The 16,660-nt window shown below is 45.0% G+C and carries 12 protein-coding genes; 6 read left to right on the plus strand and 6 right to left on the minus strand.

The annotated features are described in order from the left end of the window. The first annotated feature begins 94 nt into the window (after positions 1-94). A complete protein-coding gene (locus tag R2S67_RS06740; protein ID WP_006742604.1) occupies positions 95-1,198 on the plus strand; it encodes a phosphoribosylaminoimidazolesuccinocarboxamide synthase in 1,104 nt (367 codons plus the stop codon). A 79-nt stretch (positions 1,199-1,277) separates the two neighbouring features. Here R2S67_RS06740 and R2S67_RS06745 read toward each other — a convergent pair whose 3' ends face one another. The 3 genes from R2S67_RS06745 to R2S67_RS06755 all read right to left on the minus strand — a co-directional run bounded on the left by R2S67_RS06745 (position 1,278) and on the right by R2S67_RS06755 (position 6,301). Continuing rightward, positions 1,278-2,951, minus strand: a complete 1,674-nt coding sequence (locus R2S67_RS06745; RefSeq protein ID WP_164666180.1) for an alkaline phosphatase D family protein — start codon at positions 2,949-2,951, stop codon at positions 1,278-1,280. A 329-nt stretch (positions 2,952-3,280) separates the two neighbouring features. Beyond that, on the minus strand, positions 3,281-3,658 hold the full coding sequence (locus R2S67_RS06750) for a transporter (RefSeq protein ID WP_317342926.1): 378 nt from the start codon (positions 3,656-3,658) through the stop codon (positions 3,281-3,283). 288 nt (positions 3,659-3,946) lie between these two features. Next, positions 3,947-6,301: a helicase-related protein gene (locus tag R2S67_RS06755; RefSeq protein ID WP_317343038.1), complete on the minus strand. Its 2,355-nt coding sequence runs from the start codon at positions 6,299-6,301 to the stop codon at positions 3,947-3,949. Positions 6,302-6,514: 213 nt separating this feature from the next. Between R2S67_RS06755 and R2S67_RS06760 the strand changes: the two genes are divergently transcribed. The 3 genes from R2S67_RS06760 to R2S67_RS06770 all read left to right on the plus strand — a co-directional run bounded on the left by R2S67_RS06760 (position 6,515) and on the right by R2S67_RS06770 (position 10,682). Continuing rightward, a complete protein-coding gene (locus R2S67_RS06760) occupies positions 6,515-8,203 on the plus strand; it encodes an NAD-dependent malic enzyme (protein ID WP_005395857.1) in 1,689 nt (562 codons plus the stop codon). Between the two features lie 154 nt (positions 8,204-8,357). Then, complete coding sequence (locus R2S67_RS06765; RefSeq protein WP_139060749.1) at positions 8,358-9,092, plus strand: vancomycin high temperature exclusion protein; 735 nt, start codon at positions 8,358-8,360, stop codon at positions 9,090-9,092. Between the two features lie 219 nt (positions 9,093-9,311). Further along, complete coding sequence (locus R2S67_RS06770; protein ID WP_005395853.1) at positions 9,312-10,682, plus strand: SLC13 family permease; 1,371 nt, start codon at positions 9,312-9,314, stop codon at positions 10,680-10,682. A gap of 142 nt (positions 10,683-10,824) precedes the next feature. On the opposite strand, the gene R2S67_RS06775 is transcribed toward R2S67_RS06770, so the two are convergent. Continuing rightward, positions 10,825-12,162, minus strand: a complete 1,338-nt coding sequence (locus tag R2S67_RS06775; RefSeq protein ID WP_243327187.1) for a GGDEF domain-containing protein — start codon at positions 12,160-12,162, stop codon at positions 10,825-10,827. Between the two features lie 336 nt (positions 12,163-12,498). Between R2S67_RS06775 and R2S67_RS06780 the strand changes: the two genes are divergently transcribed. After that, on the plus strand, positions 12,499-13,323 hold the full coding sequence (locus R2S67_RS06780) for a DUF2797 domain-containing protein (RefSeq protein WP_145532232.1): 825 nt from the start codon (positions 12,499-12,501) through the stop codon (positions 13,321-13,323). A gap of 97 nt (positions 13,324-13,420) precedes the next feature. Here R2S67_RS06780 and R2S67_RS06785 read toward each other — a convergent pair whose 3' ends face one another. Together R2S67_RS06785 and R2S67_RS06790 are read right to left on the minus strand one after the other, a co-directional pair. Then, complete coding sequence (locus R2S67_RS06785; protein ID WP_317342929.1) at positions 13,421-14,656, minus strand: cysteine desulfurase-like protein; 1,236 nt, start codon at positions 14,654-14,656, stop codon at positions 13,421-13,423. Then, positions 14,640-15,296 carry a 2OG-Fe dioxygenase family protein gene (locus R2S67_RS06790; protein ID WP_005393193.1) on the minus strand — a complete coding sequence of 219 codons (657 nt, stop codon included), beginning with the start codon at positions 15,294-15,296 and terminating at the stop codon, positions 14,640-14,642. The genes R2S67_RS06785 and R2S67_RS06790 overlap by 17 nt, the downstream gene beginning before the upstream one ends. A gap of 359 nt (positions 15,297-15,655) precedes the next feature. On the opposite strand from R2S67_RS06790, the gene trxB reads away from it, so the two are divergent. Then, positions 15,656-16,615: a thioredoxin-disulfide reductase gene (trxB, locus tag R2S67_RS06795; protein ID WP_005393195.1), complete on the plus strand. Its 960-nt coding sequence runs from the start codon at positions 15,656-15,658 to the stop codon at positions 16,613-16,615. The last annotated feature ends 45 nt before the right edge of the window (positions 16,616-16,660 follow it).

Raw genomic sequence — 16,660 nt, forward strand, 5'->3', positions numbered from 1 at the left:
CTGGTATGATGCCCACATTCGATTTATTCAGCGCCCACATTTTGCTGAATATCTTCTCTTTCTGACGTTTGATTAAGATGATAGGAATGTCGCAATGAGCCTTGCTAATCAAGTACTTGCCGTCAATGACGACCTGCCAATTCGCACCCATAAACCCGTTCATAGCGGAAAAGTTCGTTCAGTTTACTGGTTAACTGAAGAAGACAGTGCCCGACTGATCAAAGAAAAAGGATACGATGTTGCTCCAGATGCGCCTTTGGCTATCATGGTAATTAGCGACCGAATCTCTGCATTCGATTGTATTTGGCATGCTGAAGGTGGTCTTAATGGTGTCCCGGGTAAAGGGGCTGCGCTTAATGCGATTTCTAATCACTGGTTCAAACTATTCAAAGAAAATGGCTTAGCAGATAGCCACATTCTAGACATTCCTCACCCTTTTGTTTGGATTGTACAAAAAGCCAAACCTGTAAAAATCGAAGCCATCTGCCGCAAATACATCACGGGTTCGATGTGGCGCGCTTACGCAAATGGCGAGCGCGAGTTTTGTGGAATCCAACTTCCTGAAGGGTTAGAAAAAGACAAAGCACTGCCAGAGTTGCTCATGACCCCATCCACAAAAGGCATTCTAAAAGGCATTCCCGGTGTGCCAGAAGCGGACGACGTGAATATTACTCGTCAAAACATCGTAGACAACTACGAAGCATTTAACTTCTCAAGTGCCGACGATATCGCACTCTACGAAAAACTGCTGAAAGAAGGCTTTAACGTTATCAGCCAAGCGTTAGAAGAAATCGACCAAATCTTTGTCGATACCAAATTCGAATTTGGTTATGTTCATGATGCTGCTGGCAATGAAAAGCTGATTTACATGGATGAAGTGGGTACACCAGACTCGTCTCGTATATGGGATGCTAAAGAGTACCAAGCAGGTCACATCGTAGAGAACTCAAAAGAAGGTTTCCGCCAGTTCCTACTTAACCACTTCCCTGACCCAGATATCTTGCTAAACAAAGAACGCATGCCAGAGCGCGAAGCACTCGCTCGTGATAATGCTTTACCCGTCGAATCTTTGATGGCCATTTCGAGCACTTACATTGGTATTGCCGAGAAGATTACAGGCAAGCCGATTCATTTGAGTGAGAATCCGAAAGCGGAAATCATCGAAGTACTGAGCAAAGAATACGGATTGATTGACTAGCACTGTCGCTAGATTAGCTAAACGCTTTCCAATAAAAAGTCCGCACTAGCCTGCGGACTTTTTTCGTATTAGGCTCAGTTTAGCCGATATTTAACGTAGTACCATCAGTTGTGGAGGCTGACTTGGTCGTCACCTGATATGTTTTGTCTTTAATTGTTGATACGAAATACCAGGTCGACTCTGCCTTGTCGGGTGTAAAAGTAACGCGCATAAAGCCACGCTGTTTGATATCTGCCCACTGTAATTCTGACACTAAGTGCGGCAACGTGTATTCCATTTGAGCGATCGCAACAGGATCTAACGCTAGGTAGGCCTCTAGCCCAGGGGAACTCACCGAGCTAGTTGCAAACTCTATCCCGATAGGATGCTTAGATACGTCTTTAAGCTCACTTGCCCATGCGTTGTGCGTATCTCCTGCCAAGCAGACAAAGTTACCACTGTTGGCTTTGGCCAGTTGATAAACTTTCTCTCGCTCAACGTAGTAACCATCCCATGCATCTAGGTTATATGGCAAAGCAATGGTATCTGAACTTGGGTCAGAGAGGTAACCCGTAATCGCAGAGTTTACTGCTAATAACGCCTCTGTTTTTTGTTCTTCAGTGGCAGTAAACAATTGAAACATCGCGGCCATAACCGAACTTGGCAACTCCATACGAGACATTAACACTTGTTGCCCTAGCACATTCCAAGTTGCGTCGTGCGTACTGAACGCATCCATCAGCCAAGCGAGTTGGTCAGCGCCTAACAGCTCTCGGTCTTCGCTGCGCGACTGAGCAACTAAACCGCCAATCGCTTCCATCGTTGGAGAGCTGAGCGAGAAGTAATCCAACGGTTTATCACGCCCCACAAGTCGCGTATCGAGCATCATCAAATTGACTAAACTTCCAAACGAAAACTGACGGTAAATCAGCATGTTTGAGAAAGTGTTTTCACGAACGGGCAACCATTCTGTCCACGCGGCAGCCGCAGCTGCACGACGATCATTAAAACTGCCTTCCTCTTCTTGATGGTTTTCCGCACCATTTTTCCAAGTATCATTTGCAAGCTCATGGTCATCCCAGACAGCAATCATTGGTAGGCTCGCATGTAACGCTTGCAGATCAGCATCTTGGCGATATTGCGCATACCGTTTTCGGTAATCATCTAAGGTAATACATTCAGTGCCTTTGCTTGGCTCTCGCCCTAGTGCCTCAGCATCTTCACTAGCGTAGCCACCAGCACCATACTCATAAATGTAATCACCGAGATGAAGCACCACATCAAACGGGTCTTGTTCATGTTGATTTAAGATCTCTCGATACACATGGAAATAGCCTGCAGGATAGTTTGCACAAGAAACAACCGCCATGGATGCCTTTTCTACACCATCCTCTGGTAATGTTTGAGTTTGCCCGACTTCGCTAGTGACATCTCCAACCATGAATCGATAGTAGTAGCGAGAATTTGCGTTGAGATTTTGAACATCGACTTTTACCGTGAAATCTCGGCTCGTGTCTGTGGCAAAAGTGCCACTTTGCACGATATCAGTAAAATTTTCGTTAGATGAAACTTGCCAGCTTACATCTGCGTAGCTCGCTGAGGTTGTAACACGAGTCCAAATGATTACTTGTGTTTGAGTAGGATCTCCACTCGCCACTCCGTGCTCAAAGGTAACCGCAACAGACTCACTAGCATCGCTACCACAGCCCACCAGCCCGGTAACAATAGCCGTTGAAGAGGCAGCTTTCATAAAGTCTCGACGAGACAAAGACATATTGACTTCCTTTCTTATTGTGTTTGTTTTTATGCCCAAATGACGTGGTGACTCAATCATCCTTGTGTGCCAATAAGGGACGTTAATTCGAACTTACAGTACCAACCACTTAGTCGGTAATTTGTCCTAAAAACACAAAGTTAGAAGCTAGTTATGACAATTGCATTTCCAAACGTTACATTTTTGTTAATTTAAGTGCAAATACTCTATATTCATCACACTTCCAAGACCTGTGACAAAAACCTCAAAATAAAAAAGCGACCTACTTTGAGGTCGCTTTTCATTGCACTATTGTTAAGTGGTACATTGATGAAGTGGAAATTCTCAGCCTAAAACTTGATGTTAAGGACATCTTGTTCTGACGTGTCCACCTTCAACTGACTGCGAGATTCTATGTACTCGATTTGCTGAACATCGAGCGAATATGGCATAACGACTCGCAATTCATTGATCCCTTCATGTTTAGCTAACTGGGTTAAGCGGACCAAATTGGATTCATCACTTTTACGAGAAGACATCGATTTTAATGCGGCATCCCACAACCGCTCTTCAGGCTTGCTCAATTCCGCAATGTTCTGTTTCCACATCAAACCGAAAATAGGCGCGATGGTGGCAAATGCCTCTAAGAAGGTCCATTTTTTACTACCTGTCGCCCCTAAAAAGCTAGTGTAGTCGAATTCAATGCACGTCTTTCCTTGTTGATCCATTCTATGCCCCCGACACTCGAAAATGAGATATACCAAATATCGTTCAACTGTTTTGATATAGCAATGGGATATAAAACATTCGTCTTTTATGCACTAATTTACATGCAAAAGGAAATATTAAAACCAGCTTTGTAACAACTGATGTACAGCTTCGCCATATATAAGCATTCAATTGATTAATATTTCAATTAAGAAACTAAAAACAACACGTAAGTAATGCTATCAATATGAAATCATTATAGATTCACCAAGAAAATATCCATTCTCGTCACAACGTCATCCGCCTACCTACTTCACATCAATCACTCGACTGGCCTTTTTATACTGTATCTTCCAACCAGCCCAGCGTGGCAGCTCCCAACGCTTCGGGTCCCCCTTACGGTTTCCCTCTCGATAAACGACCTGTACCAGCTTGCGAGACGCGTAATACTCAACATCCAGTTGGAGTTCTGGCAGCGAAAGTTCTAAAGGGTACTGCTCCGTGAAATCGTCGTATTCCCATTCTGGAACACCGTTAAATGTTAAGTCTTCCGGTTCAAACAACGCCATATCATCGACATTTTCAACGCCTAATGTTTCCAACTGATCCTTTAACCAGCTAGAAAATGTCAAGGAGGCCAAGTCGTTAACCTCTTCTCCTTCGACATTAAGGCCCAATGCGTTGTAGAGTTTCCAGTGCTGGATTTGTTGTTTTCTTTGAGAAGCAAAACCTGGTAACAGTGTCTCGTCTTCTATCATTTCGACAATAGACTGAACAGCAACATCACCTTGTAACGCTTGATGTTCAGAACAGATTGTTCGCCCGGCGTAGACCAAATGCATCGTTGCTCTTGGGGTCTCCTCTTCATAATTCGTCTCGCCTTGTTGCCACTCCCCTAGTTCAAGTTCGCGTAACAACGTCAGCGGGATAGGCATCATGACCGATGCGAGGTTTAGTGTTTGCTTAACGCCTCGTCCTGGCACGCTATGGCTATCTAGCACAATGGCCGCTTCTTCTTTATCAGGAAAGCGGCTGTTACGCCCAACCAGCATCTCGACTACGCCATTTCCTAGAGCATCTCTTCGACGAGCTCGTCGGACAAACACAAGCTCAGGGTGTAATGAGGCGATGGAGAAAAAGAGCGCTTCACGTTTATATCGAGAGGCAACGTCAAGTTCCGGTAATTCAAATACTTCTCGCATTTGTTTCGCTAAACCTTGTGCCTCTTCGAGTGCGCTGGCATCAATGACAATGCCCGGAAGTCGTTCCCCCCGAACCAAACGGATAAGCAAAGAGGCATCACATCCGTATGGTTCCTCTTGAGATAGAAGCTCAGCAACTTCACCACTTTGTCGCTGATAGAGCTGCGCAGGCACAGATAAGGCGGCAGCCAAATCAATCATTGCTTCCTTCTCTGGCTTCGCTTGAATTCTGGTAACAAGATCGGCAAACAGTGCATCAATGGGTAGTGGATATACTTTTCTCCCGTGCTGCGTGACATTGCCATCCTCATCAATCGCTTCCATAGATAACAACGTCGAATGAGATGCCTCTAGCGACTTTGGGGGAATTGAGTCGAGAAAATCGAGTGTTGAGAGACGATACCCACAACAAGCTGCTGCCAGCATGGGCTCGACGAGCTCTTCTCTGTGTAATTCTGGAGGTGTCACCAACTCTAAAGGCGCGTGCTCACCATATAGACGAATACAAGCCCCTTCGGCAACGCGACCTGCTCGCCCCATTCGCTGCGCGGCACTGGCCTTAGAAATGTTGGTTAGCGTCAGTGCTGTACGTCCATTTCGTTGTACAGTTCTGCGCTCTAAGCCGCTATCAATGACAACTCGGATGTTAGGTATCGTTAAGGAGGTTTCCGCAACATTGGTTGCCAATACGACTTTTCGTTGTTTTTGCGTAGTTAACGCGCGGTGCCGTTCTTCATCACTAACCGAGGCATGAAGTTTGACCACCATGACTTCGCCGCAACTTTGTAGCATCTGAGCACATTGGGTGATCTCTTTGCGTCCAGGCAGGAAAACAAGAATATCGCCATCTTCATCTTCCAATGCTTCTTTTACCGCTCTGACAACCTCTTGTTCACATCCCTTCTTATTCGGTAAATAACGGCTGTCTAAAGAACGATGTGTCACCGTGACTGGAAAGCAACGCCCTTCAGATCGCAGACGCTTCGCATTCAGGTAACGCGCTAGCTTTTCGCCCTCCAGCGTAGCGGAAGTGACGATCAACCGGTGTTGATTTTCTTGCTTCAAAATTGCGGTTAATAGATCAATATCCCAGCGTCGCTCGTGAAATTCGTCCACTATCACGATATCGAAGCCTGCTAGCTTGTTTTCCGCAAACCAACGCAGTGCGACTCCCGGAGTCACAAATACAACTTCGGTTTTTTCATCAAAGTAGGCATGAAGCTTGATCGCGTAACCAACTTTGCGACCTATTGGCTCACCAGATTGCTCCGCAAGATATTCAGCCAACGAGGTACAAGCAATTCGACGTGGTTCAATAACCAGCACGCGTCCGTGTTTTGCCGCCCACATAGGCAAACGGGTAGATTTACCTGACCCGGTTTCGGCTTCCACCACGAGATGGTTTTGGTTCACATGTTGGTCAAACTCAGCTTGCAGGCTGTCGATAGGTAGTTGAAACATAGAAATTGGATTTGATTTGATGATGCAGAACATTATACCCAAGTAAAAAAATCCTGCTTTAGGTATCTCTAAACAACCAATATTGCCGATATTTTCGGCGGTATCTGAGTTTTTTTGCGACATTACATCGATGTGCATCAACGCATGTTTACAACTAAATGGTGAACCCGTTAAAATTTGGTGCGCATCCTTCAACCCTACATAAGGCACCCAATGAACAACGATAAACGCCCACTATATATTCCATATGCGGGTCCGGCTCTTTTAGCAACCCCTCTTTTGAACAAAGGCAGTGCATTCTCTGCTGAAGAACGTAGTTCATTCAACTTAGAAGGCTTGCTTCCAGAGTCTACCGAAACAATCCAAGAGCAGGTGGAACGTGCCTACCAGCAATACAAGAGTTTCGAAAGCGATATGGATAAGCACATTTATCTGCGTAATATCCAAGACACCAACGAAACACTGTATTACCGCCTAGTGCAAAACCACATTTCAGAGATGATGCCTATCATCTACACGCCAACTGTCGGCGCAGCATGTGAAAACTTCTCTAACATTTACCGTCGTGGTCGTGGTCTATTCATTTCATACCCGAACCGTGACCGTATTGACGACTTGCTGAATAATGCAGCAAACCACAACGTTAAAGTGATTGTTGTGACAGATGGCGAACGTATCCTTGGCTTGGGTGACCAAGGTATCGGCGGCATGGGTATTCCAATCGGTAAACTGTCACTTTACACTGCGTGTGGTGGTATCAGCCCTGCTTACACGCTACCAATCGTGCTTGATGTGGGTACCAATAACCCGCAACGCTTAGCTGATCCAATGTACATGGGTTGGCGTCATCCTCGTATTACGGGGGCAGAATACGATGCATTTGTAGAAGAGTTTATCCAAGCAGTACAGCGCCGTTGGCCTGATGCCTTGATCCAGTTCGAAGACTTTGCTCAGAAAAATGCGATGCCTCTTCTTGAGCGTTACAAAGATCGCGTGTGCTGCTTCAATGATGATATTCAAGGCACGGCGGCCGTTACTGTTGGCTCTCTACTTGCCGCCTGTAAAGCAGCAGGCACTCAGCTGTCTAAACAGCGTATCACCTTCTTGGGCGCTGGCTCTGCTGGTTGCGGTATCGCAGAAGCGATCATCGCACAAATGGTATCGGAAGGGATTTCTGACGAGCAAGCTCGCTCACAAGTTTACATGGTTGACCGTTGGGGTCTGTTACAAGAAGGCATGCCTAACCTTCTTGATTTCCAACAACGCCTGGTGCAGAAACATACCAATACGAAAGAGTGGGAAAATGAAGGAAATGGCTTCTCACTACTCGATGTTATGCGTAACGCCAAACCAACGGTACTAATTGGTGTTTCTGGTGCTCCTGGCCTATTTAGCCAAGAAGTCATCGAAGAAATGCATAAACACTGTAAGCGTCCGATTGTCTTCCCACTGTCGAACCCAACAAGCCGCGTAGAAGCAACACCGAACGACATCATTCGTTGGACAAATGGTGAAGCACTGGTTGCAACAGGTAGCCCATTTGAGCCTGTGGTTCATGAAGGTCGCACTTACCCTATTGCCCAATGTAACAACAGCTACATCTTCCCTGGCATTGGCCTTGGTGTACTTGCTGTAAACGCAAAACGTGTCACCGACGAGATGCTAATGGAATCAAGCCGTGCGCTCGCAACATGCTCTCCTCTAGCAATCAACGGTCGTGGTGCGCTACTTCCACCGTTGGAAGAGATCCACTCGGTATCGAAAAAGATCGCGTTTGCTGTTGGTAAGAAGGCAATCGAACAAGGTGTCGCATTAGAAATCACTGATGAAGCATTAAACGTGGCGATTGAACAATCGTTCTGGCAACCGGTTTACCGTCGCTACAAACGCACTGCGTTTTAAGCTTGAGACATTTCGTTTAATAATTAGCCCCTACCATGTAGGGGCTTTTATTTTTTTATCATCCTAACCAGATTTTGGCATAAATGGGCTTCTCTCTTTTTGTTTCTATCAGATATGATGAGAACTACATTTTTAGTTAAGGATATAAAACGTTTTGTTGTTTTCTCGCATAAGATCAAAGTGGAAGCTGAAATTTTTCTGGAAGCGACTTGCTTTGATTTTGTCGATCTCTGTACTTAGTCTGCTTGTTTCTGTTATTGCCATCGACCGGTGGGTGGTTTTACAAGCCAAAGAAAGCATTTTCACTGAATACGAACAAATACCTCAACATGAGGTTGCTGTGGTTCTCGGTACCAGTAAATACATCGGTAAGATCCTCAACACTTACTACACTCATCGCATTAATGCGGCGATTGAGCTTTACAACCAAGGCAAAGTAAAACAGTTTTTATTGAGTGGCGATAACGCCCATCGCTCCTACAACGAACCGTGGACGATGAAACGCGACTTACTTAAAGCCGGCGTGCCTGAGGAAGTGATTCACCTTGATTATGCTGGCTTTCGTACTCTAGATTCGATTGTGAGGGCGAAAAAGATTTTTGCTTCGGAGCGCTTTCTGATTGTGACTCAGCGCTTTCATTGTGAGCGAGCGCTGTTTATTGCCGATGCTTACAACATTGATGCGCAGTGTCTTGCGGTAGCAGGACCTACGACAAACAAACAAAAAACATCAATGCGTATTCGAGAGTTGCTCGCCCGTGTGAAAGCCTTTTTAGACCTCTACATTATTAATACGCAGCCCAAGTTTCTTGGTCCTCAAGAACCTATCGTTGCAGTAAAAGAGCCTGAAAAAATCTCTAATGAGCCTCTGCAAGTTCCCGTCGAATAGAGGAACAACGCAGCTCACAAGGCTAATAACATTTCTATAAAACAAATGGGTAGTTTTCTACCCATTTCCAATTCTCAACATCACATTTTCTAATTTGCTCTACGATTCAGGCAAAACTCTTTTTTGCATTCCAAGTAACATTTAATCAATAAATAACTACAAGTCAGTTACTTTGCCATAAAAAAACCGACAAAAGGCAATGCAAAAGGAGCACTACCCATGACCGCACTCGCTGTGACATTGAAGAACTGGTTCTTCACTCGCAACAGCATGATTTTGAACGCGAATATCGTATTGTTCATTATCTTGTTTAATACCCTACCCTTTGAGCCACAAGTAGTAACCGGCCTTAGCATCTTAGTTTTTGTTGCTATTCTTTGGCTAACCGAAGCGATTCACGTCAGCATAACCGCGCTGCTCATACCATTACTTGCGGTATTTTTAGGCGTGTTTAATACTCAGACCGCACTGAACAACTTCTCCAACTCCATCATTTTTCTATTCTTAGGTGGTTTTGCACTTGCTGCGGCTTTGCATAAACAGAAGTTAGACCAAGCTATTGCTGATAAAGTGCTGTTACTCGCACGAGGCAAAATGTCTGTCGCTGTATTCATGCTATTTGGTGTGAGTGCTGGCCTGTCAATGTGGATTTCAAACACCGCCACTGCTGCTATGATGCTGCCTCTTGTACTGGGTGTGATGACAAAGCTAGACGCGAAGAAAAATCACAATACCTTTTTGTTTGTTCTGCTCGGCATCGCTTACAGTGCTTCGATTGGTGGTATTGCAACGCTGGTTGGTAGCCCACCAAACGCCATTGCAGCAGCTGAAGTTGGCCTAAGTTTTACTGAGTGGATGAAGCTCGGTGTGCCTATCTCATTAGTACTAATGCCAATCGCTATTCTCGTGTTGTACACCATGACTAAGCCTGACCTTAGCCACAAGTTTGACCTTGACCATCAACCAGTCGAGTGGACAAACGGCAAAATGATTACGCTGGCGATTTTCTTACTGACCGTGACTTTGTGGATATTCAGTAAGCCAATTAACGCTATGCTAGGTGGCTTCGCTAAGTTCGATACCCTTGTCGCAATAGGTGCGATCCTTCTGCTTGGGGCTTCTCGCGCCGTCGAGTGGAAAGATATTGAGAAAACAACCGACTGGGGTGTGTTAATCCTATTTGGTGGTGGTATCTGTTTGAGCAACGTTCTAAAAGCAACCGGAACAAGCGTATTTTTGGCTCATAGCTTGTCAGGCTTCCTTGAGCAAGCCGGTATTCTCCTAACGATTCTTGCAGTGGTTGCTTTTGTTGTCTTCTTGACTGAGTTTGCAAGTAACACCGCTAGTGCTGCACTACTGGTCCCTGTATTTGCAACCATCGCAGAGGCCTTAGGCATGTCTCCGGTCATTCTCTCTGCATTGATTGCCGTCGCCGCTTCTTGTGCATTTATGTTACCAGTTGCGACGCCTCCAAATGCGATTGTGTTCGGTACGGGTCATATCAAGCAAAAAGAAATGATGCGAATTGGCTTCGTCTTAAACATTGCCTGTATTGCTGCACTAACGCTTTTCGCTTGGTTGTTCTGGTAAAAAATAGCAAGTTCGATTAGCACTACACTGCTGCTCACGGTAATCATATCTATGACCCAAACTTCCCCCTAAGTGGTGTTCAGCAGTTTCCCTCTTGGTGGCCAGTTGGCCACCTTTTTTTATTCCTTTGAGTGACGAATCGTTAGGCTTGCTTCTTTTCGCAGGCAAGCAAACCATAATGAACCTCGACCCGGTTACGACCATTGCGCTTCGCTTGATAAAGCACTTCATCTGCTCTCGCCATGGTTTCTGAGACGCGTTCATTTTGCATTTGGGCAACGCCAATGCTGCATGTTAATGATTCACCGTGTACCCACAAATGACTCTCCACATTTTTGCGAATCATTTCCGACTTCTTCACAGCTTGATCAATATTGGTGTCAGGGCAAAATACAACAAATTCTTCTCCCCCCCAACGAACAAGTCGGTCATCTGGGTAGATAGAACTTGCCACCACCATGACAAATTCGCGCAATATGTCATCCCCCATTTGGTGCCCAAATTTGTCATTCACCTTCTTAAATTTATCCAAATCCATATAAAGGATACTGAATGTACTATGACCCCAGCGAACTTGCCGTGATTGCTGCTCAAGCCAGTGCTGCACTGCGTGACGGTTCATCGCTCCCGTCAACGCATCGCGATGCGCTAACTCTGCAAACTCATAGTTTTGAGCTCGCAACGTACCATTCACCTTCTCTAAATGAAGATGACGTTTTTTCGCTTTTTCATAAGCGACTCGATTTTTTCGTAATTCGTGCAGCGAAAATGCCAGTCCAAGCGCCATCCAAGAGAGTAAGAGCGCATACAGTAACGTTTCTTGTGCAAGGTAAGCGCCTTCAAACTCAATTTTATCAATCACAATTTTGTGCTCGCCAAGTGCCGCACCAGATCCGGTCGCGATATCAATACGTGTGATGTTTGAAAATTCAGGTGCAGAGTGTTCAATCGCGACTTTGTTGTCTACTAACCACCACGTCATCACCTGTAAATTTTTAATCGGAATTTCGATGATGTCGTTTGAACCGGACGGAGAAAACTGCATGCCATTGTATTTAATCGTGTACTCGTCGTCTGGTTTGGAATACTCAGGGTTATAGTTGCGCAGATATAAACGCAAATCATGGCTCGGATTGGGCCCCACCCCCGCCTCTTCATATCTCACTTTCAATCGAATCGTATGGTAGTTGGAAAGGTCAATCCCCTGTGTTGGCGTTGTGGAATCGGTATAAACAGAGATTCCGCAATAAGGCCAAGCATACGAGCTTTGCTTTAAGTCACAGCTGAGAACTAGGCTTTGCTTATCGTAAATAATATCAGCCTCACTCAAGCCACCTTCGCTGGCGTCTTTAGTCGCATAGATATTGAAATGTTCTGGTGTAATGGTCAGCTTTCGTGTATCGCCAAGAACACTATAAAGCGCAACCAAACTAATAGTGCAAATAGAGAGGGCAAAGATAAATTTATGGATCCACTTCATGGGCGAGTGACCTGCTCAGCTTATATACAACACAATGTACTCAATGATTTTTCGAACTTCAAACAAAGTCATTTATCAAGAAACAAAATTACTTTTAGTCTTCGTTCTTACTTTCGATACATGGTAACGTGTTTTGAACCGTTATCACGTTTTTAAATCTCTCAAAAATGCGGTTCACTTGTTATTTGCGAAGCATTTCACAGCCGTATCTCCTAACCCATGAAGGCCAGTGCATAACATTTCAGAGCGATACATTTCGCTTTAATGTGCCTGTCAACCCTGCATCTCATCACCACTTCGGATATACTGTGCAAAAACACAATAATGAGTAATGTCATGTCATTAATTGCAACTGGTACGCTAAATAAAATGCGTGCATCTCTGGACGGTGCTGTCAGTTACCGTCTACCTGTTGGTGAGGAAGAAATTGATCTATCGCCGTTTCTGGGTAAAACGCTCACACTGACTCACACGGGCAATATTTTTTGTTGCTCATGTGGTAAGAAAACGAAAAAGAGTTATTCGCAAGGCCATTGTTTTGTCTGTATGAAAAAGCTAGCAAGCTGCGATATGTGCATCATGAAGCCAGAGACTTGTCACTACGACCAAGGGACTTGTCGCGAGCCACAATGGGGCGAAGAGAACTGCATGGTGGATCACTTTGTCTACCTATCCAATACATCCAGCTTAAAAGTTGGTATCACTCGTCATACGCAAATCCCAACTCGTTGGATTGATCAAGGTGCGACTCAGGGTTTGCCAATTTTTAAGGTAAAAACTCGCCATATCTCCGGTTTAATTGAAGTTGAACTGGCGAAACATATCGCAGATAAAACCAATTGGCGCACACTGCTGAAAGGCGACGGTGAACCAATGGCACTGCAAGATCGTTTTGCTGAGCTATTGCCGTTGGTCGAAGATAAGATTGCTGAGATAAAACAGAAATTCGGTGAAGATGCAATTGAAGTATTGAGCGAAAGCATTACCGACCTTAGCTATCCGGTGCAACAGCACCCAACTAAGATCACCTCGCATAATTTCGATAAAAACCCGGTTGTTACTGGCACTTTGCAAGGCATCAAAGGTCAATACCTCATTTTTGACACTGGCGTGATCAACGTAAGAAAATTCACTTCCTATGAAGTAGAAGTAAGCGCCTAATCGCATATACGCATATATAGCTGGTTTGTTGAAATAAAATCGAAAAAGCTCGAGTCAAACTCGAGCTTTTGTTTTTCTATCAGGAAGATATGATCAGTTACGCATCAAGGATGTTTTCTAGTACATCGAACAACATATCGACTTCTTCTATTGTGTTGTAATGCATGCAGCCAATTCGTACTACACCACCCGACTCTTCTAGACCAAGTTGACGAACTAAGCCCAGCGCATAAAAGTGGCCGTTCCAAACACAGATGTTGTGTTCACCCAGCGTTTTCGCGATGAATTCTGGAGAATATCGGTCGAATGTTAGCGCAAAAGTTGGTGTGCGGAGCAGGCTATCTTCTTTCGCAATGCCAAATAGATTGACACCATCTAGTGCACTCAGACGCTGTAAGAAACGCTCACTCAAGCGTTGCTCATGTTGTTCATACAATTGGTAACTTTGCTCCAATCGTTGACGAAGAGGTAAACCGGCTTCACCAAACTGAGCCAGATACTCAACCGCAGCAACGACACCAGCAAGACCTTCAAAACTTTGCGTTCCCGTTTCAAATCGGCCTGGGCCAATATTGGTAGCAGGCTCGACTTTGTACGGACGAATACTGTGCAGCCACTGATCGGCAATGTAAGCAATACCAACGTGCGGGCCGAAAAACTTGTAAGCAGAGCACGCTAAAAAGTCACAACCCAACGCTTGAACATCAACCAAGTGATGCGGCGCGTAATGAACGGCATCCACATAAACTTGTGCCCCGACGTTGTGCGCCATGCTTACTACTCGCTGCACATCCACGATAGAACCAGTCGTATTCGATGCATAGGTCACCGCTACAAGGCGCGTTTTATCAGAAAGAAGACTGCTTAAATGCTCCAAGTCCAACGTACAATCATCTTCGTTGATACGAACCTGATGAACCGTAACGCCTTGATCTTCTGCCGCTTGTTGCCAGCTGGACACATTCGAATAGTGGTCCAAAGCAGAAACAATTATCTCATCTCCCTCTTGCCAATCTCGGCTAATCGCACGACTAAGCTGAAAGGTTAACGATGTCATGTTCGCACCGAAGACGATATTGCCAGATGACGGCGCGTTAAGCAGAGCTTGCGCTGACTCGCGTGCATTTTGCATCACGTCAACCGTCTTTTGGCTAGAAAAATAATGCCCGCCTAAGTTGGCGTTGAAACGACCTAAATACCCCACCATGCTGTCTAGCACTGATTGAGGTACCTGTGACCCGCCTGGACCATCAAAAAACGTCACAGGTTTGTCGTTATGGTATTGAGCGAGTGCCGGAAACTGCTCTCTGATCAGATTAAGATTGAAGTTCATTGCGCTTATCCGTAGCCGTGAGTACAAACACATCCATATGACCCGCTTCATCATCAATGACAGAACGGATTGGGCACGCGTTGTGCCACAGTTTACTGTCTGCCAATATTGCAACCTCACCCGTTTCTAACACCTTACGGAAAAATGGGGCTTGGTTATGACTGCTGTACAGCATGATGTCGCCACCAATGATGTTATGACGTCCCACGCCAACCATTGCAATGTGATCAAAACCGTCTTGGTGTACACCTTCAGGTGCCACTTGAGTTTCTTCTTCTAGCGCTGTGATTCGGATTTGGTGAATTTCTATTTCCTGGCCGTTAGGCAGATGATTCGCATTGACAAACAATTCGCACATTTCTCGGAAACCATCACTGGTGAGAATATCCTTCTCAATCGGCTCAAATTGTCTTACAACATCACCTTGGAATCGGTTGATATCAGACGATTGAACAAAGCTGTTTTTGTTTAAGTCAATGACTTTGCCATTATCAAAACCAACCACAGAATAACGTCTTAGTCGATACTGACCATCTGCATGCTCGGTACGAGGCAGTTCTTCAAACGATGGGGAAAGCTGCTCAATTGCTGCCATGCTGAGCTGTGTTAAATGCAGAGTATTCTCACGTGAATGTAACATCATTGTCTCCTTTAATGAGGCACATTAATTAACATTTAATTTACACACTAGGTTACGCAAATATTCTGCAATTGCCAGCTTTTAACGTTGATAGCTTCAACAAAATAACAAAAACAACATAACAGACCAATCCAAGGCACAAATACAGAACCATGTTTCAGTTTTGCGCTTTGGCAATATTTGAAACTAGACTTCTCTACTACGAATAGAATTTTATGCTAGAAGTCAACGTTCTTTATCAATCTTTAGTGGGTTCTAATCTATAACCAATTATTCGATCACAATCGTTGTTTATGCTTTTAAAGCACTAAGAATTTCCATACAATCGAGGGAAATGTTCAGCCCTTTTTGGAGCCATAATGAGCGACGTAAAACATTGTAAACTATTAATTCTTGGTTCTGGTCCAGCAGGATACACAGCTGCCGTCTACGCAGCGCGTGCCAACCTAAACCCTGTGCTTGTGACGGGAATGCAACAAGGTGGTCAGCTAACCACCACTACTGAAGTTGAAAACTGGCCCGGCGACGCTGAAGGTCTGACAGGTCCTGCATTGATGGATCGCATGAAAGAGCACGCCGAGCGTTTCGAAACTGAAATCGTGTTTGATCACATCAACGAAGTAGAACTATCACAACGCCCATTTCGTTTAAAAGGCGATTCTGGCGAGTACACATGTGACGCATTGATTATTTCTACAGGTGCATCAGCAAAATACCTTGGCCTTGAGTCTGAAGAAGCATTTAAAGGTCGCGGCGTTTCTGCTTGTGCAACCTGTGACGGTTTCTTCTACCGTAATCAGAAAGTTGCAGTTGTGGGCGGTGGTAACACTGCTGTTGAGGAAGCACTTTACCTATCTAACATTGCGTCAGAAGTTCACCTGATCCACCGCCGCGATTCATTCCGTGCAGAGAAGATCCTTGTGAAACGTCTGATGGATAAAGTTGAAAGCGGTAATATCGTTCTTCATACCGATCGAACTCTCGATGAAGTACTTGGCGACGACATGGGCGTAACTGGCGTTCGTATTAAAGACGTCAACACAGGTGCGACTGAAGACCTTGAAGTGATGGGTGCGTTTATTGCGATCGGCCACCAGCCAAACACACAAATCTTTGAAGGCCAAGTAGACATGAAAGATGGCTACATCATCGTTAAGTCTGGCCTAGAAGGCAACGCTACACAAACTAGCATTGAAGGTGTATTTGCAGCAGGCGACGTTATGGACCATAACTACCGTCAAGCTATCACATCAGCAGGTACAGGTTGTATGGCGGCATTAGATGCTGAGCGTTTCTTAGACTCACTTGGTGACAAATAACTTTTCACATTTGTGTCATATCCTTAAAGCCCAGCGGTATTCCCG

The organism is Vibrio sp. T13N, assembly GCF_032970445.1.
Classification (GTDB): Bacteria; Pseudomonadota; Gammaproteobacteria; order Enterobacterales; family Vibrionaceae; genus Vibrio; species Vibrio diabolicus.